General features: G+C 46.9%; 20 protein-coding genes. 8 read left to right on the top strand and 12 right to left on the bottom strand.

Features of this window, described 5'->3' with window-relative positions; genetic code table 11:
* The first annotated feature begins 51 nt into the window (after nucleotides 1–51).
* Together AB1L17_RS16160 and AB1L17_RS16155 are read left to right on the top strand one after the other, a co-directional pair.
* Complete coding sequence (locus tag AB1L17_RS16160; protein ID WP_412844444.1) at nucleotides 52–885, top strand: GNAT family N-acetyltransferase; 834 nt, start codon at nucleotides 52–54, stop codon at nucleotides 883–885.
* A gap of 63 nt (nucleotides 886–948) precedes the next feature.
* The gene (locus AB1L17_RS16155; RefSeq protein ID WP_412844443.1) at nucleotides 949–1,485 is read left to right on the top strand and encodes a superoxide dismutase family protein; all 537 of its coding nucleotides are present in this window, start codon (nucleotides 949–951) and stop codon (nucleotides 1,483–1,485) included.
* Between the two features lie 62 nt (nucleotides 1,486–1,547).
* Here AB1L17_RS16155 and AB1L17_RS16150 read toward each other — a convergent pair whose 3' ends face one another.
* Nucleotides 1,548–2,393 carry a 1,4-dihydroxy-6-naphtoate synthase gene (locus tag AB1L17_RS16150; protein ID WP_412844442.1) on the bottom strand — a complete coding sequence of 282 codons (846 nt, stop codon included), beginning with the start codon at nucleotides 2,391–2,393 and terminating at the stop codon, nucleotides 1,548–1,550.
* Entirely contained in the window at nucleotides 2,390–3,052 is a 663-nt protein-coding gene (locus AB1L17_RS16145; RefSeq protein ID WP_412844441.1) for a futalosine hydrolase, read from the bottom strand. The genes AB1L17_RS16150 and AB1L17_RS16145 overlap by 4 nt, the downstream gene beginning before the upstream one ends.
* Nucleotides 3,053–3,201: 149 nt before the next feature.
* Between AB1L17_RS16145 and AB1L17_RS16140 the strand changes: the two genes are divergently transcribed.
* A complete protein-coding gene (locus AB1L17_RS16140) occupies nucleotides 3,202–3,987 on the top strand; it encodes a class I SAM-dependent methyltransferase (protein ID WP_412844440.1) in 786 nt (261 codons plus the stop codon).
* A gap of 55 nt (nucleotides 3,988–4,042) precedes the next feature.
* Here the strand turns inward: AB1L17_RS16140 and AB1L17_RS16135 are convergent, their stop codons facing one another.
* Complete coding sequence (locus AB1L17_RS16135; RefSeq protein ID WP_412844439.1) at nucleotides 4,043–4,405, bottom strand: VOC family protein; 363 nt, start codon at nucleotides 4,403–4,405, stop codon at nucleotides 4,043–4,045.
* Nucleotides 4,406–4,555: 150 nt separating this feature from the next.
* Here AB1L17_RS16135 and AB1L17_RS16130 point away from each other — a divergent pair, with 150 nt between their 5' ends.
* From AB1L17_RS16130 to eutH, 3 genes are all read left to right on the top strand, one after another.
* Nucleotides 4,556–5,155: a nitroreductase family protein gene (locus AB1L17_RS16130; RefSeq protein ID WP_412844438.1), complete on the top strand. Its 600-nt coding sequence runs from the start codon at nucleotides 4,556–4,558 to the stop codon at nucleotides 5,153–5,155.
* A 248-nt stretch (nucleotides 5,156–5,403) separates the two neighbouring features.
* The gene (locus AB1L17_RS16125) at nucleotides 5,404–5,604 is read left to right on the top strand and encodes a cold-shock protein (protein ID WP_023556290.1); all 201 of its coding nucleotides are present in this window, start codon (nucleotides 5,404–5,406) and stop codon (nucleotides 5,602–5,604) included.
* Nucleotides 5,605–5,980: 376 nt separating this feature from the next.
* A complete protein-coding gene (gene eutH, locus AB1L17_RS16120; RefSeq protein ID WP_412844437.1) occupies nucleotides 5,981–7,255 on the top strand; it encodes an ethanolamine utilization protein EutH in 1,275 nt (424 codons plus the stop codon).
* 39 nt (nucleotides 7,256–7,294) lie between these two features.
* Here eutH and AB1L17_RS16115 read toward each other — a convergent pair whose 3' ends face one another.
* The 3 genes from AB1L17_RS16115 to AB1L17_RS16105 form a co-directional block, all read right to left on the bottom strand.
* Nucleotides 7,295–7,939 carry a DUF2625 domain-containing protein gene (locus AB1L17_RS16115; protein ID WP_412844436.1) on the bottom strand — a complete coding sequence of 215 codons (645 nt, stop codon included), beginning with the start codon at nucleotides 7,937–7,939 and terminating at the stop codon, nucleotides 7,295–7,297.
* A gap of 21 nt (nucleotides 7,940–7,960) precedes the next feature.
* Nucleotides 7,961–8,287: a YnfA family protein gene (locus tag AB1L17_RS16110; RefSeq protein ID WP_412844435.1), complete on the bottom strand. Its 327-nt coding sequence runs from the start codon at nucleotides 8,285–8,287 to the stop codon at nucleotides 7,961–7,963.
* Nucleotides 8,288–8,423: 136 nt separating this feature from the next.
* Entirely contained in the window at nucleotides 8,424–8,909 is a 486-nt protein-coding gene (locus tag AB1L17_RS16105; protein ID WP_412844434.1) for an SRPBCC family protein, read from the bottom strand.
* A 237-nt stretch (nucleotides 8,910–9,146) separates the two neighbouring features.
* Between AB1L17_RS16105 and AB1L17_RS16100 the strand changes: the two genes are divergently transcribed.
* Complete coding sequence (locus AB1L17_RS16100; protein ID WP_412844433.1) at nucleotides 9,147–10,028, top strand: YitT family protein; 882 nt, start codon at nucleotides 9,147–9,149, stop codon at nucleotides 10,026–10,028.
* Nucleotides 10,029–10,147: 119 nt separating this feature from the next.
* Here AB1L17_RS16100 and AB1L17_RS16095 read toward each other — a convergent pair whose 3' ends face one another.
* Both AB1L17_RS16095 and AB1L17_RS16090 read right to left on the bottom strand, forming a co-directional pair.
* Complete coding sequence (locus tag AB1L17_RS16095) at nucleotides 10,148–10,378, bottom strand: hypothetical protein (RefSeq protein WP_412844432.1); 231 nt, start codon at nucleotides 10,376–10,378, stop codon at nucleotides 10,148–10,150.
* A 664-nt stretch (nucleotides 10,379–11,042) separates the two neighbouring features.
* Nucleotides 11,043–11,666 carry a hypothetical protein gene (locus AB1L17_RS16090; RefSeq protein ID WP_412844431.1) on the bottom strand — a complete coding sequence of 208 codons (624 nt, stop codon included), beginning with the start codon at nucleotides 11,664–11,666 and terminating at the stop codon, nucleotides 11,043–11,045.
* 134 nt (nucleotides 11,667–11,800) lie between these two features.
* Between AB1L17_RS16090 and AB1L17_RS16085 the strand changes: the two genes are divergently transcribed.
* A complete protein-coding gene (locus AB1L17_RS16085; protein WP_412844430.1) occupies nucleotides 11,801–12,034 on the top strand; it encodes a hypothetical protein in 234 nt (77 codons plus the stop codon).
* Nucleotides 12,035–12,125: 91 nt separating this feature from the next.
* Here AB1L17_RS16085 and AB1L17_RS16080 read toward each other — a convergent pair whose 3' ends face one another.
* From AB1L17_RS16080 to AB1L17_RS16065, 4 genes are all read right to left on the bottom strand, one after another.
* Nucleotides 12,126–12,440 (bottom strand): hypothetical protein, encoded by a 315-nt coding sequence (locus tag AB1L17_RS16080; RefSeq protein ID WP_412844429.1) that lies wholly within the window; start codon nucleotides 12,438–12,440, stop codon nucleotides 12,126–12,128.
* A gap of 98 nt (nucleotides 12,441–12,538) precedes the next feature.
* Nucleotides 12,539–13,138, bottom strand: a complete 600-nt coding sequence (locus AB1L17_RS16075) for a hypothetical protein (protein ID WP_412844428.1) — start codon at nucleotides 13,136–13,138, stop codon at nucleotides 12,539–12,541.
* 12 nt (nucleotides 13,139–13,150) lie between these two features.
* A complete protein-coding gene (locus AB1L17_RS16070) occupies nucleotides 13,151–15,601 on the bottom strand; it encodes a hypothetical protein (RefSeq protein ID WP_412844427.1) in 2,451 nt (816 codons plus the stop codon).
* Between the two features lie 23 nt (nucleotides 15,602–15,624).
* Nucleotides 15,625–16,020: a DUF4280 domain-containing protein gene (locus tag AB1L17_RS16065; RefSeq protein ID WP_412844426.1), complete on the bottom strand. Its 396-nt coding sequence runs from the start codon at nucleotides 16,018–16,020 to the stop codon at nucleotides 15,625–15,627.

Raw genomic sequence — 16,020 nt, 5'->3', positions numbered from 1 at the left:
AATACTTACTAGTAGAACTATAGAACCCCTATCAAAAGGAAGTGGAAGTGCATGTACCTTGTAAAAGGAAGTCAAAAGCTCGCGAAACAGCTTCTCCATAATAATAGTGACGTGATGTTTGCTGGGGTAGTAGCAGGTAATCATCCCGGAATCATTTGGGTAGATAACCGGGACAAGCCTACTTGTGCATTGGTATGGTCAACCGGTCTAAACGGCTTTTCTTTCATCGGTGAACCAAGTATGAGCGTTCATCCAACAGCTTTCACCGCTTTTTTCCAAACGCAAATCGGCCCTTTTTTGCAGCAAAAGGACCTTACTTATTTTGAATTCTCGAGGGAATCAAATGAATGGGATACACTTCTTGCGCCAATCATGAAAAATAGTAGCTTAGAAGTAAATACTCAATTCGTGTATCGTTCTTCCCTTGATCAAGGCGAGGACCCTTCTCTCATTATACCCGCCTCCTTCTATTCCATTGAACTCGGGGAAAGCTTTTTACGAGGGCGCGATACCGTCGTTCCTTCCACCCCTGATTTTGTCATCGACTACCTCCATGAGTATTGGCACTCTATCGATGAATACTTGGAAAATGGCTACGGATATGCAGCTCTTACATCAGATCACGAAGTCGCGAGTATTTGTGTGTCCACCGCGGTGTATCAGTCGATTCATGCTATCGGAGTAGAAACACTCGAGCCCTATCGTCAAAAAGGATTGTCGAGTGTACTTACTCATCAATTGCGAAACAGACTACATCAGGAAGGAATAACCGTGTGGTGGGACTGCATGGATTCGAATATCGCTTCGCAAAAAACCGCAAAAAAGGCAGGGCTGCACCTCTCACATCGCTATGAAGTCGCTTGGTTTTCCTATCCGGGCAAGTAACCATGCGCCCACTCCTTACATAAGATGTATCAAACGGGATCTTGAAGTAAGGTGGTGTGTAACATGTACGGGTACCAGCCATATGAATACCCCTATGAAAATGACTTGCGAGCCGTGTCCTCCCAATATGGGCGCAGAACAGGACAATCGTTTGCCGAAATCCAGGGCAGTCCACTGGCGCCGAACCTGCATGGCTATGTCGTATTCACTGATGTCCCCTACGGTACCGAAGTCTTCGTAGAAGTCAGTGGTTTGCCCGCTTTCCAGCCAGCCTCCGGCAATCGGCCGCAAATCGGGCCATTCGGCTTTCATCTGCATGAGCATGGAATATGTACGGTAGGCAATCCGGAAGATCCCTTTACCGCTGCAGGTAACCACTGGAACCCTACGCACCAGCCACATGGCAACCATGTAGGCGACTTCCCCGTGCTTTTTTCCAATGATGGCTATGCGCGAATGACTTTTTTCACAAACAAAATCAGTGCAGCGGATGTGGTCGGCAAATCTGTACTCATTCATCAAAGTCCCGATGACTACCATTCGCAGCCGGCAGGCAATAGCGGAAAACGTTTGGCATGTGGAGTGATCTATGCAGGGTAGTGCTTCTTCCAATAGGAAAGGGGGCAACCATGTAAGCTGCCCCCTCGCCTTTATTCCATCCGCTATCGCCGTAATGTAGACAAATCAAATGCTGGTACAAGCCCTTCTTCGGCTGCCCGCCCGAGCAACGCCGTCACAGCTGCGTACCCATCGTCACCCAAATTTCTCGTAAATTCATTCACGTACAGGTTAATATGCGCTTGCGCTACCTCCAAGGACAGCTCTTGGGCATGGGACATCACATACTCTTGCGAAGCAGTCGGATTCGCCCATGCATATTCCACAGAGGAACGCGTCCAGTTGGTTAGCGCTTCGATGTCCAACGATTTTTTTGCAATGATCGCCCCCAACGGAATCGGCAAATTGGTATCAGACTCCCACCAGTTACCCAAATCGGTCATGAGAGACAGACCGTAGTTTTGGTACGTAAAACGCGCCTCGTGAATGACAAGCCCCGCATCGATCTTGCCGTCACGTACAGCAGGCATAATCTCATGAAACGGCATGACAACAATTTCTCCTAACCCACCAGGGACATTTTGCGCAGCCCAGAGTCGGAACAGCAAATAAGCTGTGGAGCGCTCACTAGGTACCGCTACACGCTTATTGGACAGGCGTGCAGGATCATTCGCACTCTCGCCCGGATTCCCTTGAGTCAAAACAAGTGGCCCGCACCCTCGGCCCAATGCCCCTCCGCAAGGGAGCAACGAGTAATCGTCCATCACCCATGGCAATGCCGCATAGGAGATTTTCATAACTTCTGGTCCTTCTCCCCGTGCAGCAAGCGTATTGGTAATATCGATATCTGCGTACATAATATCGAGCTTAGGTGCACCCGGAATCAAATCATGTGCCCATGCATGAAAAACAAAGGTATCATTCGGACATGGCGAAAACGCTATTTTCATGATAGTACCTCCCGTAATACAGAGCTTCCCTTTTCGAGGGCATCCAACGCATCTTTTATCCGCCAAGCAGCTTTATCCCGTGGTCCAATCGCATTCGATACCGTGCGAATTTCCAGAACAGATCGGTCAGCAGCCTGGGCCGCAGTAGCGACACCATACCCCTCCATCGCTTCAGCTAACGCATCTGGCATCCGCTTAGCCAAAGCCGCCGCTGTTTCCGCTGTTCCGGTCACGGTAGACAGGGTAAGGACGATGCCTTTTTTAGCAGACAAGCCTGCCTTGTTCATCGATTGTGTCAGCTGTTCGACCAGCTCCTGATCGACACCTACCCGAGCGGAACCAAAGCCCAGCTCGTCTACACTGCAAAAGCCCTCAGGCGTCTCGGCCCCCAAATCCGCACAAACAATCTCTGTCGCCACAACCAGCGACCCAATCTCTGCTTGTCCCACGAATCCACCGCATATTCCTGCACAAATGACCAAATCGTAATCCGCGCCAGCAAGCGCTCTGGCTGTACTCGCTGCAGCTGCTGCTGGTCCTACGCCCCCCGCAATGACTGTGAAGCGCTCATCTCCCTGAATGCCGCGCATCACTGCATCCCGCTCTGCCTCCACCGAGGTCACAATGAGAATGCTTTTATATTTTTGCGACAAAACCATTTGTCCTGGCTCCTTTCAACTGCACTCCATCTTCCACGTTATCGCTACTTTTCGCTCATGTAAAGCCGTTTAAAGAGTTTGTCAAAAGACAGGAAAATTATTACAATGGAACCTGTTGTGCATTTTCGTTAGATGAGAGGTGACTAATCATGATTCATCCACCGAATCCGAACACCCATCCCGACTGGCTCGCTCCCCACTCTTTAGCCTGGTACACTCAGCTGGGCGAAATGACTGGTGAATACGTCTACCCTTGGCGCTCTACCATTACCGAACCGAACGGCGAGTCCCTTTTCATGGAAGAAATCACTCGCATGGTTCCGAATCAATCCGTTCTCGACATTGGATGCGGACACGGAGCATTCACCCTACACTGGAGCCCTTCAGCCAAAGAAATCGTCGGTTTGGATGTTACGGAAAAGTTTGTGAAAAAGGCCCGTACCCAAACACCTGAAAACGTGTCCTTCGTCATCACCAATACGAAAAATACGCTCCCCTTCCCAGACGATACATTCGATTTCGCCTACAATCGCAAGGGACCTACCTCCGCCTATCCGGATATCACACGCGTTGTGAAAAAAGGAGGCGCATTCATCGGATTACACCCTGGCGATCAGTTGTCTGCCGAATTATTTGAATGGTTTCCTCATTTATTTGGCTCCCCTCCAGCTGGCAGCCCGATTCTTCAAAATTTGCAGGAGCGAATCAAACAAGCTGACTTTTATCACGTCGACATACAGACGGTGGTTGCCACCGAGTATTTTCAAACTCCGCTGGATGTCATTCGCATGCGTTGCTTCGGGCAAAGTCCGACGATTCTCACGTCCACAATCGAGCAGCATATGGAAAGCATCATGCCTATCTTTGACCACCATGCGACAGCGGACGGTCTGCCAACCACTCATATGTTTTACCTCGTTCGCGCCATCGTTTGATTGACTATTTGAAAAAACCTCCAGCCGAATTTGGCCAGAGGTCATCTGTACTTTTTTACCCTTTTAGCAAATAGCTGTTGCCATCCTCATCTTGAAAAGTCGCGTATGTCCCCCATTGCATTTTGTTCAGCTCTCCGTCAAAAGCAACACCGTTCGCGCGCATTGTTTCATACGTCTTTTCAATTTCTGTACATTCAAAAACAATCGAAGCTTTTAGCTCCTGCCAGTTGCTCATCATACTTTTCGGATAGAGTACTAAAGCCGTCTGGGCACCTGCTGGTCCAACCTCCAGCCAGCTGCTGTTTGGCCCCATCGGATGTTCTTGCTTAACTTCGAACCCAACCTTTTCTGTCCAGAACACTTTTGCCCGTTGCTGGTCTTCTACATAGACGGCTACCGTTGCCATTTTTGTTATCATATATATCCTCCTTTGAAGCTTGAACCTTGTCACATCCCATTGTAACCGAAAGAAAGTGTCCTTATTGCTTTGATTTACACCAATTTGAATAAGTGACACGTTTTCTATCCATCATGTTAAGGTAAAAACAAGTTGCAGGAGGAATGAAGAGTGGGTAAAGATTTTATCGCAGCCATAAAAGAGAGAAGAACGTACTACGGGATCAGCAAAGAAAACGTTGTATCTGATGAGCGCATTAAAGAAATCGTGCAAGATGCAGTAAAATACACACCATCCGCTTTCAACTCACAAAGTGCTCGTGTAGTCGTCCTTTTTGGTGCGGAGCATGACAAGCTGTGGAACATAACCAAAGAAACACTGCGTAAGATCGTTCCCGCTGAGAATTTCGGTCCAACGGAAGAAAAAATGAATGCCTTTGGCAGCGGCTGCGGGACTGTTCTTTTCTTTGAAGATCAGAGTGTCGTCGAGAACCTGATGCAGCAATTCGAAGCGTACAAAGACAATTTCCCGATTTGGTCTGAGCAATCTTCCGGTATGCTCCAGTTTGTCGTGTGGACGGCATTGGAAATCGAAGGCCTCGGTGCGTCGCTGCAGCACTACAATCCACTCATTGATGAAGAAGTCCGACAAACATGGAATCTCCCTAGCCAATGGAAGCTGAGAGCACAAATGCCTTTTGGCAAACCGACCGCTCAACCTGGTGAAAAACAATTCCAACCGTTGGATGAGAGAGTAAAGTTCTTTTCGTAAGAGATACGCTGTTTATTGTAAAAGGGACGGCTCTGAGCCTTTCTGTACTTAGGTCGTCCTTTCATTCATTGAGCGATTGCTTTCCTGTTTGGTCTGTGTTAGTATTATCTTAAACAAAACATTCTTATTAAAGCGTTCACATATTGTAAAGGGTTTACACTTATGTTCGAACCTTTTACAATGTGTGAATTTTATTTTATCATAAATAAAAGTTACATATTCATTTTATTTTGTTGGAGGTAACACCCATGCAAACAGGTACAGTTAAATGGTTCAACGCAGAAAAAGGTTATGGTTTCATCGCAGTTGAAGGCGGAAACGATGTATTCGTTCACTTCAGCGCAATCCAAGGCGAAGGTTTCAAATCCCTTGAAGAAGGCCAACGCGTTGAATTCAACGTGGTTGAAGGCAACCGTGGACCACAAGCTGAGAACGTTGTAAAACTGTAAATTACACATAAAGCTGCCCTTGCCAATAACAAGGGCGGCTTTTTTTTCCAGCTTCTTTTCTTCACAAAAATTCGTTCTTTGTTCCTAAAGAGCAGTTGACATTAGTGATGCCTCCCCATATAATCACTTTATAATGCAGGTAAAGCAACGGCGCTTTCTAGCATGGAGTTGTCAAAACTTACACAACGAAATAGAAGAGACTTCAACTTTCGCTTATTTTTTAGCGAGCTATGAAAGCGGTTCCAGATCGGTTTTTATTACCATTACCTGTAAACAAGTTCATACGAAATAAGCAAAGGCGCTTAGGGTATATCTCATTCATTTATGAGATCCTAAGTGCTTTTATTGTTTACATCTGCAAAAAGGTGGGATATCCATGGAGCACATTGGAAGCGTCATTATTTACATCATCATGTTATGTGCAGTGATTGGTGCCATTGCCGCGATCCGCAACAGTGATGAGGGTCTAGGTAAAGAGTTCATGGAAGGGATTCACTCAACCGGTTACATCTTCGTTCCTGCTGCCGGTATCATGGCGTCACTCCCTTACATCTCTTGGTTCGTAGAAAAAGCAGTATCACCTATCTTCAATAAAATCGGAGCAGATCCAGCGATTGCTGCAACCGCCATTCTCGCTTCTGACATGGGTGGCTATCAGTTGGCAAACCTCCTGAAAACTACCACTGAGGGATGGGTTATGGCAATGATCGTCGGTCTGATGGCCGGTGCTACGATCGTTTTCTCCATTCCGATGGGACTTGCTATGTTGGACAAGCGCGACCATAAATACATGGCGCTTGGCGTAATGTCCGGTATTTTAACAGTACCAATTGGTGCTTTTATCTCCAGTGCTATTCTCGTTTTGACGAATGCAGAAGTTCGTGCTGAAATCTCGACGAACGCTGAATCAACTTATGCTTTTGCCATTGGATTCGGTCAGGTGCTTCTGAACCTTTCGCCGATTTTGTTCTTCGTATTAGCGATTGCTGCTGGTCTGCGTTTCTTGCCAGACTTGATGATTCGCGGGTTTATGATTTTCGGTAAAACAATGGACGCTGGTATCAAGCTCGTTCTCGTATTCTCTATCGTGCAACACTTTACTGGCATCTTTACAAAGGTTTTTGGAGCTTGGGGATTCGATCCAATCATCGCAGATCCAACCGATCAATATCGTGCCTTGGAAACTGCCGGTTACATCGGTATTATGCTCGCAGGTGCGTTCCCAATGGTATACATGCTGCGTAAATATGCGGCGAAGCCACTGGAAATATTGGGTAACAAGCTGGGCATGAGCCCTTCTGGTAGTGCGGGCTTGCTGGCAACTAGCGCTAACATCTTGGCTATGTTCCGTCTCGTTCGTTCCATGCCGCCGAAAGACAAAGTTATCAACATCTCCTTCGGGGTTTGTGCAGCTTTCTTGCTTGGTGACCACTTGTCCTTCTCGGCGAACTTTCAACCAAACATTATTTTGCCAGTCATGATTGGTAAATTGGGTGCAGGTATTATCGGGATTGCTCTCGCTTACTGGCTCTCTGTTCCGAAAGCACTGGAACTGGAAAAACAAGACCGTGCTGCAGGAATTATCGGACCAGATGAATATTTGGATTCTAGCAGCGCTCAAGCTGAAGTTGCAGCGACAAAACAATCATAAAGAAAAGAGCTGTCCATTCCTGGACGGCTCTTTCTTCGTTTACTCAGCTTTCTTGCTCATTTCCCAAATAGCCAATGCGGGTACCGGTTTCTTTGAGCACCCCTCCATCGTTAATTCACTGGCTTCCTTTGACCACAAAAAAGGATAGATGGAGAACATTTCATCTCCCTTCAACTTGGAAACGTCCTTCTCCCAATCCTTCCAGAAAAATGTAGAATAAAACGTATGGATATCCCCCGTCATTGCCCAGTGGACAAAGTCGGTATACCCGATTTCGAGATCTTCCCACTGAAGACTGTCAGGAGCGAAATACCATATCCCGCCTAATGAATCAGGGAACATTCCACCATTGATCGCAAAAAATCCGCCGATGACATCGTCAGCTACCAACAGTGCCTGATTCAGATCACACTGCTGATTCCAAGAAGCAATAGAACGAGGTAAATCAGAATGACCAGACCCCAATATCCGTAACCATCCTCGATGAATCAGAATTCCACCTGTTTCATAAGCAACAGCACCAAGCGTTGACCTCGTCGAAACTTGTAAATCAACGAGCTGTTTCTTCCCTTCCTCATGAACAACTGGAAGCAGAGTAATCGTCCTGTCTGATCCTGACTGCCATTTTTTTATTTCTTCGATCGCTGAATCCTTTTCGCAATACAATTCCTCAAAGCTCTTCATTTCAGCCTCCACTCCCAAACCCTACTGGCGAGGCGCCCATAAGATGACGCTCACTCCGACCAAGCAGATGATAGCCCCAACCCAGTCGTATAAATCGGGTGTCTTTTTATCCACCAGCCATCCCCAAAAAATAGCGAGAATGATAAAAACCCCTCCATAGGCGGCATACACTCGCCCAAAGGAAGGGAAGTTCTGAAGAGTAGGAATGATTCCGTACAACACGAGAATCAGTGCACCGACTATACCATACCAATATGGCTTGGACTCCTTCAGCCAAAGCCAGACCAAATATCCTCCGCCGATTTCAGCCAATCCCGCCAGAATAAACAATAGTATCGCTGCTGTCATTATGTTTCCTCTTTCCTATCAGTACGAGCCTTCTTCATTGTAAGTTGAAGTGCAAGATCACGTCTATAATCTGATTGTCTCTCATATTCTGTAATTGTAATCATCACATGGGCTCGTTTTGACGGACCAGCATACACTACCCTTGATGAGCAGTCTCTGGAGAGCAGCACAAATCTCCTTTGCCAGATTCAAGTGCAGATTTCAGACTCCCCAATACGTGGGACCAAGCCATTTCATGCCAGTTGCGAGCCTTGTCCCACTCCTCTCCCTCTTTCCAACCGAAATGCTCGACTAACACACTCGTCTTCCCCTCTGACTCAGACAAGGTGACAAGAACATAGGTCAAAGCATCTTCATGGTTCATGACATCTGCGAAATCGTCGGGTCCCTTCCAAGTAAAGCCCAAGCGCTCCTTTGGTTCAAAATGGGTGATGATGCATCCCTTCGTCCCCATCTGGTCGCGATTCGCTGGATTAAAATACAGCTCGTACGCTCCGCCCAAATACGGCTCAATCGTTGCATCAGGGGCAAACCATTGAACAAGCCGTTCCTTTCTAGTCCATGCCCACCATACTAGCTCTATAGATGAGGATACTTCTATTTCCGCTTTCAAGAAACTCATCTGACTTCCCCCTTGCTATTTTCCTAACAGTTTGAAAATAACAATTTCTGTAGGACCAGTCAATACAGAGCACTCTCTTTCTTCATCATTCACGACTGAACGAGAATTCAAGCGTCTGAATAAATCTGAACAAGTCTGAATGCAGTATTTTTTCTAGAAAGTGTAATTGTGCAGTATTCACATAAGAATGAATGCTATAATAGATACGTACAAAATTTCACAATGGGGAGAGGAACGATGGAACAACCAAGTGCAAAATCGACTCATCAAAAATTACCCATTGGAAAATTGCTCAAGAGGATCTTAGGTATCCTGATTGGTGCTTCCCTGTTCTCGGTAGCTCTCGAGATCTTTCTCGTACCGAACAATATTATCGACGGTGGAATCGTAGGTATCTCGATTATTACCTCGCATCTGTCTGGGTTGCCTCTTGGCGTTTTCCTGTTCGTGCTTAACTTGCCCTTCTTAATTATAGGGTACAAACAAATCGGAAAAACGTTTGCGATCTCGACCCTCTTAGGGGTTACTGTCATGTCGATCGGAACGACACTTCTTCATCCTGTCCCAGGATTGACTGATGATCCCCTGCTAGCTGCTGTATTTGGAGGAATCCTGCTCGGGATCGGTGTAGGACTCGTTCTCCGTTATGGAGGCTCTCTGGACGGTACAGAGATCGTGGCTGTCCTGCTTAACAAGAAATCTCCGTTCTCCGTTGGTGAGATCGTTATGTTCATGAACTTATTCATTTTGAGCAGTGCCGGATTTGTATTCGGATGGGATCGCGCGATGTACTCGCTGATTTCCTATTACATTGCATTCAAGATGATCGATCTGACCATCGAAGGCTTCCAGGAATCAAAAGCAGTATGGATCATTAGCGACAATCACAAAGACTTGGGAGATGCGATTGTTGCTCGTCTCGGCCGTGGGGTTACTTACCTGAACGGGGAAGGTGGCTATACCGGAGACGATAAGAAAGTGATTTTCTGCATCATTACGCGATTGGAAGAAGCCAAGCTGAAGCTGATCGTGGAAGAAGTTGATGAGAATGCCTTCTTGGCTGTCGGCAACATCCATGATGTGCGCGGCGGGCAGTTTAAGAAGAAAGCGATTCATTAAGGGAAAAAGTATACCCTATAGAGTGGACTTTTGAAAAAGTCTGTCTATAGGGTATTTTTATTTACAGCCGTGATCGTCCTCGCCAAGGGTATGAACCGGGCTGAACCAACAGCTTAAACCTAAGGTAACACTTCGAGTGCGATTGCTGAGGCCATTAATACAACACCACTTAGGATCAATAACTTTCCGTTTTTCTTCAGTTTCGCTCTTAATCTTTGTTCGTATTGTTGCTCTGTTTCGCCAGGTTTTTGTACACCTTTCACTCTTCTAATATCATAAGTTTCTCTGGATGCAGCGACGATATAGAAGATACCACCCAAAATGCCTATTCCTGCGATAATAAATAACATGTTATCCTCCTTATTTTGAATAACCATTCCTCTTTTAACGGATACTTCCTTTTATTTTGTAGGGGGATTATTTATTTTTGGAACATCCTGAATCTTCACAAGAAAATCTTCAAGAACTTTCTTTACTGGTATACATGCTTTTGACTTTAAATCATTGAGTCGATGCAATAGGAATGGATTAGCTAGTATCGATGTTTATTTTCCGGATTTGTAAAACTTCTTAGCGTATCTATACAAATCCCGAAAAAGTTCTTCACCTTCTGTATTAAGCAATGACAATAGAATTTTAAGTTCATGCATATTACAGTTTGAGCCCCAGCCCCAACCAATCAAACGGCGGATCAGGATCGAGCGCCTTCCCTTGCTTCTGCTCATCGTTATACGGCATACGGCGCAAACTTGGTTATATCCCGCCCTTCCGCATGAACAGCAGTGCCCAGAAAATTGTATTCGCTGTCAATCGTAAATCCGCTTGGCGCACTAGTTTTCTTGGCGAAAAAACTAGCTTTGCGCTTGAATGACCGCGCGTTTCGGCGTATACAACGAGATCTCTTCCTTGGCGTTCAGTGGGGGGACCTGTCTTCGCGCAGTTGTCCCCGTTTTTGCGCACGCAGCCCAGCACCATCGCCTGACTCCCCGTCGCATCGGGAAAAGTCAGAATATTTCAGTTCGAATTCTCTCCGCCGTTCAGTTGCAATCTCTTATGTTGGTGGAACGCAAACGTACCTGCAATGCCTTGCCAAAATGCATATCCAAAAATCAATATGGACATCCACCCGGTTCTAATCATTTCAGGATTGTCCACTATTAGCGTAAACTTTGAAAACAAAAACAACCCAAACAACAGTATTGCGCATACTCTGCTTTTTTTGTAAACGCCGAATGTTAATCCAAGAATCAATGCAATATCTATCAGGCTCCATAAATTAATCCCGAATAAGTCCGTGTTAGAACTCATCGATATAATGATGCCGATTACGGTTATTATGCTGCTTATTATCCCTCCCATACAGGCAATCTTGATTTGATTACTCATTTTCACTGTTTTGTCTGGTGCATCTGCTGAAACTGCTGCTTTCCATTTTTGCATTTCAACCTCAACCTCAACCTCGTGGATTTTATTGCTCCCTATTTTTCTCTTCAGCAACTCGTGAAAATCATAGAAACCGGTCGTTTCGTACAGTACTCTCAACGTCACCCCGTTTCTCAGTTTTTCAGAAGTAACTACTAAATCGTCTGGTTCCCCCATACTGGAGCCTATCCCTGATGTCGTTAGACCTCCTGTCATGGGTACAACCGCTCCGCCGCCTATACCCCAAATATGCTCCGTATATCGTACCGATCACGTCTCCTTGTGCGGCGCTTTTTAAATAGTCGTATGCACTGCTCATCTTCCCGTTAGCAATATCGGATGAGGCGGTCATGACCACCCCTCCAATCGCTCCGAGGGCTGCCCCTACCGCTGCGGCTCCAATTACCGCACCAGCACCAAACGTGGCCACCGTTAGTGCCACTGCCCCGACGATTGCGACAGCAGCTACCACGCCTACTAGCAGCTTCTCCCAACTAAACGGAGGATCTGGCGGTGGCGGCGTTCCCTTCTGCGGTTCATCGTTATACGCGGGAAACGTGCTTCTGTCCCGTCCTTCCGCCTGAACTATAGCCCCGAGAAAGTGGTATTCGCTCTCGATCGTAAACCCGCTCTTCGCACTGGTTTTCTTGGCGAGAAACTGGCTCTGCGCCTGGATTACGATTCGCTTCGGTGTATATACACCGATATCTCTTCCTTGGCGTTCAATCCTTGCGTTTTATGGCTGGTCATGGTAATCCCGATGTTGTCGTCAATGGTCAGCTTCAACGGCTCCTTGCTACCGCTGACGATGTTAATCGCGGTAGGCGACAGCTCCAGCTCGCTTCCGTGCTCCGTACCGAAATACCGGATGTTCGGGTTGCCTGTCTTCGCGCAGCTGTCCCCGTTTTTGCGCACGCTTCCCAGCACCATCGCCTGTTTGCCTGTTGCATCGGGAAAGTACAGGCTCGCCTGCGTACCCACCTGCGGCATGTATAAAAGGCTTATTCCTCCTAATTATTCAAGTGAAATAAGCTTTTGAAAGGTTTGCAATTGTGTTTGTCAAGTTGCTTGTGTTTGTTCAAGACTGATTACTCACTCTTAATAGCTCTTCGCCCAGATCCAAAATGCTCTTGAAAAAAGCCGAAGTCAAACAACTTCCCATGAAATTTTGTTTGTTTATATTCTATTTTTTTTAGATTTGCTTGCTCTATGCTGCTGCTATTCATGAAATCGAACGGAACAGTCTCTTCAATATTAAATGTTAATGTTATTTTAGGCTTACTTTCAGTAATAATCATTAATGCTACGTAGTAATCCTCTAGAAAAGATAACTTCCCCCCACATTTACATATAATGTCACCTTTATCGATTGTATATGGCCAACTGTAATAATGCTCACGTCCTACAAGGAGGTTACCTTCAATGAGTTTGAAATCTGCACCCTTAACGCCCTCAATTCGAACTTTCATTTTTCCAAACACAAAAAGTGAATCATCCTTTATATAAAGTCCTTGATCTTGTAATTGATCTTCAAAATCATAAATATTTATGACTGTATTTATAAGTTCAAATTCATATATTCCTTTTATCTCACTCGGAAAGTTTAAAAAAATAGTTGGTGTAAACGCCCCTCCATCATCTACGATCCCATCAAATTCTTCACTACTTATGTCAAGAGTAAGAATCATTAGCTATATTCCTCACTTTCTTATGAATGTATATTGATCTAGCATTGGCGATTTAATACTTTCACCGTCTGTAGTTAAATAACTTCCGTCATTGGGAATATCTTGTCTTTCACCTTTTAACTTCAGCCCTTTCTCATCTAATTGTTTCAACAATTTTTTCATATTAGAACGGGAACCCGTAATGATAATTTCGCCATCTCTTGATAAAACTCTTAGTACTTCAGGATTCAATGGATCATAGCCAAATGGGTTCTCAATAATGATTTTACTTTGGCTCCCTGTCTTTATATTAGTTAACTTTGTTGCATCTCCATAATGAACACCTGAAGCCTTAGGGTCTATATCAATATTGTATGCGCCTTCTGTAGGCTTGCCTCGTGCTCCAATATTTAGTGTTCCATTTTCGTCAGCAGGTTTTTCTAAAAATTTGCCTGAACCATTACCAGGCACCCCAGCCTTCGAACCAGCTCCACCTTTCCCCATTCCCTTAATCTTGCTAACCCCTCGCGCTAACCAAGAGCCCCCAAGCATGAAGCCGCCTCCCAGCAAAGCTCCAAACGCAAAAGATTCTAATGCTTTGCCAGCATCCGGCGTACGCCCGTCCCACAGTTCACGGATGGAATAGTCGATATAACCTGATGACCCACCAATAAACATACTGGAGCCTATCCCTGATGTCGTTAGACCTCCTGTCATGGGTACAACCGCTCCTCCGCCTATACCCACTGCCGGACCAAATATGGCTCCGCATATCGCACCGATCACTGCTCCTTGTGCGGCACTTTTTAAATAGTCGTAAGCACTGCTCATCTTCCCGTTGGCAATATCGGATGAAGCGGTCATGACCACCCCTCCAATCGCTCCGAGGGCTGCCCCTACCACTGCTGCTCCAATAACCGCACCCGCACCAAACGTGGCCACGGTTAAAGCCACTGCTCCGACAATCGCTACGGCAGCTACCACACCTACTAACAGCTTCCCCCAACTAAACGGCGGATCTGGCGGTGGCGGAGTTCCCTTCTGCGGTTCATCGTTATACGCTGGGAACGTGCTTCTGTCCCGTCCTTCCGCTTGTACTACTCCTCCGAGAAAGTGGTATTCACTCTCGATCGTAAACCCGCTCTTCGCACTGGTCTTCTTGGCGAGAAACTGGCTTTGCGCCTGGATCACCACTCTCTTTGGTGTATACAACGAAATCTCTTGTTTGGCGTTCAGCACCAGCTTTTTGTGGCTGGTCATGGTAATCCCGACGTTGTCGTCAATGGTCAGCTTCAACGGCTCTTTGCTGCCGCTGACGATGTTAATCGCGGTAGGCGACAGCTCCAGCTCGCTTCCGTGTTCGGTCCCGAAATACCGGATGTTTGGGTTGCCTGTCTTCGCGCAGCTGTCCCCGTTTTTCCGCACGCTGCCCAGCACCATCGCCTGTTTGCCTGTTACATCGGGAAAGTACAGGCTCGCCTGCGTACCCACCTGCGGCATGCAGTACATCATATTGCCTGTGGGCGGGGCGAAAGGTACCCAACATGCTGCTTCCTTTGGCTGCTCTTTGTCAATGTCCAGATGAAGCTTGACCTGCTCTCCCTTTACCTCAAGCACCTTGCCTTCCAGAGAGACACCGGAGAGCTTCGAATTGTGGATTCTCTCCTGCCGAATGCCGTCCATCCGGGACAAGCGATAAGTATAGCGAAGCAGTCCCTGCTGAATACGGGCCCGCACTTCGCTGACTACCATCCGCTTGTGGCGGAACTGGATTTCATCCCCGATCGCATACTGCTCGCCAGACTCGATCTCATAGGTGAAAAAATCCGTATCGTGCAAGCCTGCCGCATCACCGCCTGCTTTTTGATAGGCAAGCAGATCCTTACTCGCCGTATACGGCATATCGTCTGGTAGAGTGTAGCTTTTCCCCTGTGGCATTCCGAAAGAAAACCGCGGTGTTGCCTCCATGATATCACTGACGAGAACGCTGTGAAAATGGCTGGACAGCCGCTTGAGCAGCTCCCAATCCGTTTCTTCGTACTGGATGATTTGCTCGCCGATCTTGACCCCATCGCCGATGCTGTTGATCACGTTATGCCCCGGATAGCTCTTGATCGCCTCTTGCACCAGCTCGGGGTAAGTCATCTCCACCTGCTGAAAGGAGCGGCGCTGTTTCTTGATGTCCAGCTGAAAGCTACCAGCCAGTCCTTCCAGTTCTATGGTGTACACTCCTTGGTTGTTGGTGATCTGAACCGAGGTCACCAAGCCCTTGAAGATAGTGACTTCATTCTCGCCGTCGCTTTCATACAGATGGATTTCGTCGTCTGAGGCAGCCTGCAGCACGGCGTTTATCTTTTCGCTGTCGTCCACGATGCCGCGCAGGCGCAACCAAGCGTGTTCATTCGGCTTCCATTCCAGCCGTACGTCTTCGATTTGTTTGATCCGGTAAGGAGCTGTTACCCGGATCCGTTCATACCCTGTCATAGCTCGTCCGCCTCCATGTCGATCTACTCGTCATGCTGCCCGTCTGAGAAGAACCTGATGACGCCATCGTAGCCGCAAATTAGCAGAGAGTCCGTCGTAAGAGCTGCCTTGCCTGCCACTTTTGTATCTTCCTTCGCCTTAATCCAGGGAGCGCAGATCGTTGGAGTGCAAGGCTTGCCGGAGATGTTCCGGCCGTCTTCGGATATCAGATAAATGATGGAATTATTTTGATTGATTGGACTCTCGCAAATGCCAAAATGGGCAATGTTCTCTACGGGCTTGTAATCCTCTATGTTCATCATTGGTTTTTCGTTCACATAAGAGCCGTGGCTGACAGGCAGGTTAATCCTCCTCTGGTGGCTGCCGCAATCGCAGCGCATTTTTGCCCCTCTCACCACATAACGTGGTCCTTCCTGCAT

Source organism: Brevibacillus jepli (assembly GCF_047229145.1).
Classification (GTDB): Bacteria; Bacillota; Bacilli; order Brevibacillales; family Brevibacillaceae; genus Brevibacillus.
The sequence above is the reverse complement of the archived record's forward strand: the minus strand, read 5'-3'. Positions and strand labels throughout refer to the sequence as shown.

Bases quoted from the DNA above. Each gene is read 5' to 3' on its own strand.
- AB1L17_RS16160 (WP_412844444.1), top strand. From the start codon at position 52: ATGTACCTTGTAAAAGGAAGTCAAAAGCTCGCGAAACAGCTTCTCCAT.
- AB1L17_RS16155 (WP_412844443.1), top strand. From the start codon at position 949: ATGTACGGGTACCAGCCATATGAATACCCCTATGAAAATGACTTGCGA.
- AB1L17_RS16150 (WP_412844442.1), bottom strand. From the start codon at position 2,393: ATGAAAATAGCGTTTTCGCCATGTCCGAATGATACCTTTGTTTTTCAT.
- AB1L17_RS16145 (WP_412844441.1), bottom strand. From the start codon at position 3,052: ATGGTTTTGTCGCAAAAATATAAAAGCATTCTCATTGTGACCTCGGTG.
- AB1L17_RS16140 (WP_412844440.1), top strand. From the start codon at position 3,202: ATGATTCATCCACCGAATCCGAACACCCATCCCGACTGGCTCGCTCCC.
- AB1L17_RS16135 (WP_412844439.1), bottom strand. From the start codon at position 4,405: ATGATAACAAAAATGGCAACGGTAGCCGTCTATGTAGAAGACCAGCAA.
- AB1L17_RS16125 (WP_023556290.1), top strand. From the start codon at position 5,404: ATGCAAACAGGTACAGTTAAATGGTTCAACGCAGAAAAAGGTTATGGT.
- eutH (WP_412844437.1), top strand. From the start codon at position 5,981: ATGGAGCACATTGGAAGCGTCATTATTTACATCATCATGTTATGTGCA.
- AB1L17_RS16115 (WP_412844436.1), bottom strand. From the start codon at position 7,939: ATGAAGAGCTTTGAGGAATTGTATTGCGAAAAGGATTCAGCGATCGAA.
- AB1L17_RS16110 (WP_412844435.1), bottom strand. From the start codon at position 8,287: ATGACAGCAGCGATACTATTGTTTATTCTGGCGGGATTGGCTGAAATC.
- AB1L17_RS16105 (WP_412844434.1), bottom strand. From the start codon at position 8,909: ATGAGTTTCTTGAAAGCGGAAATAGAAGTATCCTCATCTATAGAGCTA.
- AB1L17_RS16100 (WP_412844433.1), top strand. From the start codon at position 9,147: ATGGAACAACCAAGTGCAAAATCGACTCATCAAAAATTACCCATTGGA.
- AB1L17_RS16095 (WP_412844432.1), bottom strand. From the start codon at position 10,378: ATGTTATTTATTATCGCAGGAATAGGCATTTTGGGTGGTATCTTCTAT.
- AB1L17_RS16090 (WP_412844431.1), bottom strand. From the start codon at position 11,666: ATGACAGGAGGTCTAACGACATCAGGGATAGGCTCCAGTATGGGGGAA.
- AB1L17_RS16085 (WP_412844430.1), top strand. From the start codon at position 11,801: ATGACCACCCCTCCAATCGCTCCGAGGGCTGCCCCTACCGCTGCGGCT.
- AB1L17_RS16080 (WP_412844429.1), bottom strand. From the start codon at position 12,440: ATGCCGCAGGTGGGTACGCAGGCGAGCCTGTACTTTCCCGATGCAACA.
- AB1L17_RS16075 (WP_412844428.1), bottom strand. From the start codon at position 13,138: ATGATTCTTACTCTTGACATAAGTAGTGAAGAATTTGATGGGATCGTA.
- AB1L17_RS16070 (WP_412844427.1), bottom strand. From the start codon at position 15,601: ATGACAGGGTATGAACGGATCCGGGTAACAGCTCCTTACCGGATCAAA.
- AB1L17_RS16065 (WP_412844426.1), bottom strand. From the start codon at position 16,020: ATGCAGGAAGGACCACGTTATGTGGTGAGAGGGGCAAAAATGCGCTGC.